Source organism: Enterobacter sp. PTB (genome assembly GCF_051130085.1).
In the GTDB taxonomy this organism is placed as follows: domain Bacteria; phylum Pseudomonadota; class Gammaproteobacteria; order Enterobacterales; family Enterobacteriaceae; genus Enterobacter; species Enterobacter ludwigii.
Window position 1 is genome coordinate 1 of the sequence record NZ_JBDKEE010000092.1, and the last position, 1,052, is coordinate 1,052.

2 protein-coding genes are annotated in these 1,052 nt (G+C 57.9%); both read right to left on the minus strand.

Annotation, left to right across the window (positions count from 1 at the left end; genetic code table 11):
* Window positions 1-299 (minus strand): DotU family type IV/VI secretion system protein (locus AAIR21_RS27700; protein WP_434682816.1); only part of this gene is annotated, 299 nt, incomplete at its 3' end.
* Window positions 296-1,052 (minus strand): type VI secretion system baseplate subunit TssK (gene tssK / locus AAIR21_RS27705; RefSeq protein ID WP_434682817.1); only part of this gene is annotated, 757 nt, incomplete at its 5' end. The genes AAIR21_RS27700 and tssK, both read right to left, overlap by 4 nt.

The window sequence follows — 1,052 nt, forward strand, 5'->3', positions numbered from 1 at the left end:
TTCCATTCTTTCGGTACGGCGTCCATGCGTGACGCGTCACCGGACATATCATCACTGCCCTGTACGGTCGCGTGATGCCTCAGCACCGCTTCATCCAGCAACGCACACTGTGCGAACGAAATATGCTCAATGCTGGTCCTGTCGTAACCCGCTTTTTCCAGCACCTCGCGAACCCGCTCAATCTCCCCGCAGCAGCGCTGGTACAGGATTTTGCCTTCCGGTACCGCCGCACCATGACGCAGCATCGTGACAATCAGCCAGGTTCTGGTCATCACCTCGTCAATATCCACCCCACTCATGAACGCAGCACCGCAAACAGTTCAAGTTCCACATTGCCCAGCACCGCGGGGACGTAGAACAGACAAACACCCTGATCCAGCATGTCACGGGCCATCGGGTTATCCATATCGAGGGCAAAATACTGATTTTCCATACGGACAGGCAGGGCCGCAGGCACCCGGGAAACCGGGACTAACGGGATCCCGTCGAGGGCCACGCTGGAAATTGTATTCACATCATCAGGGCTACCGGCCTTGCACAGATCGGGAAACTGTTCGGCCAGTTGCCAGAGCGGAATATCCGAGCGAACAGACAGCCAGAAATCCGCCTCTTCACGCAGACGAATATCATGCAGCGTTGCCTTCCACGTATGGTCATCAGGCCGTGACATCTCCAGCGCCACCACCCGTGACGGCAGGCTGGTTTCCAGCAGTTCCGCAATCAGGTCAAATAACGGCGGAAACGTTCGCGCCGGATCGTCGTGGTGATACTCCGGGATCACATCCGGATCGTGCTCCAGCGAGAACGTCAGCATACTCCCGGCCAGGCGGGTCAGTTCAGCCCAGACTATCTCGGCCTGACGCTGTGGCTTCTGTTCATAGCGGGTCAGCACACGGGTATGAGAGTTCAGGGCATTGAGCAACCAGAACAGTGACACGTCCGCCACCGCAAAATCGGCCAGACGGGCATTACTTTCACGCCGCATGGACATCAGCCGGGCCCGTCGGGAGCGCAGTTGCCGGTTCAGTAATGACAGGCGCTCACACATCGTC